The organism is Lichenihabitans sp. Uapishka_5, from assembly GCF_033947565.1.
GTDB lineage: Bacteria > Pseudomonadota > Alphaproteobacteria > Rhizobiales > Beijerinckiaceae > Lichenihabitans.
Window position 1 is genome coordinate 1 of record NZ_JARPVX010000212.1, and the last position, 877, is coordinate 877.

General features: G+C 60.7%; 1 protein-coding gene and 1 pseudogene. Both read left to right on the forward strand.

Annotation, left to right across the window (positions count from 1 at the left end; genetic code table 11):
- The first annotated feature begins 61 nt into the window (after positions 1-61).
- Positions 62-328 carry a DUF6894 family protein gene (locus P7D22_RS23245; RefSeq protein ID WP_319936610.1) on the forward strand — a complete coding sequence of 89 codons (267 nt, stop codon included), beginning with the start codon at positions 62-64 and terminating at the stop codon, positions 326-328.
- Positions 329-616: 288 nt separating this feature from the next.
- Positions 617-832, forward strand: a pseudogene (locus tag P7D22_RS23250) (transposase); the annotation flags it as partial.
- Between the last annotated feature and the right edge of the window lie 45 nt (positions 833-877).

Below are 877 nucleotides of genomic sequence, written 5' to 3' on the forward strand. Positions count from 1 at the left end.
TATCGCTTCGAGGCGCTGACGGCTGCGGGCTCTGGCTTGCGCCTCCTGGTGAGGCTAGATTATGGCATTCCTATTCATCCATCTCCGCAACTCGGAATACTGCGCTCGCGACGAGGGCGCCGAGTTCGGCACCCCCGAGGCCGCGCTCGCATTCGGCGTCAAAGGTGCGGTTGACCTAGCTTCCGAGGAGATCGGCAAAGGTCGCCGAAGCACGGCCATTGTGGTCAATATTGAGCAGGAGGACGGAACGCGCCTGCTCACCTCCGTGGTGGCCGTTTCCGTCTCATCTTTGATGGCGGTCGAGTCTCACGACGTCACACTCCCGTAGCCCGCTCGTGACGCATGCACTTCCGGACCATTCTGAAGGCCCAAGATCCGCGTATCGCGCCTACCTTATCGGTTCGAACGGGCGGATCGAGATATCGGTGACGGTGCTGGGTCCAAGTGACAATAAGGCCATCCAGCAAGCTCGGGATCTGTTGAGCAGCTATGAGGGAGAGCTTTGGGACCGAAGCCGGCTGGTCATGCGGATCCCAACGTTCACGAAGGCAAACCCGCACGAGAGCCCCTAGAGGCTGTTATGGACTGATGCTGAGGGTGGATTCAGTTTGCGAGGATGATTCGCAAGCCGTATCCGTCTGACGTCTCCGATGAAGAATGGGCGCTTGTTGCTCCATATCTGACCTTGTTGTCCGAAGCGGCGCCGCAACGTGAGCACGCGCTGCGAGAGGTGTTCAACGGGCTGCGATACATCCTCAAGACGGGCGCCCCTTGGCGCTGGATGCCGAACGACCTGCCACCCTGGGCGGCCGTGTACCAGCAGACTGTCCGCCGTCAGGGCTCATGAGACAGACTGAGGGGTTTCGACGAGGGAGGG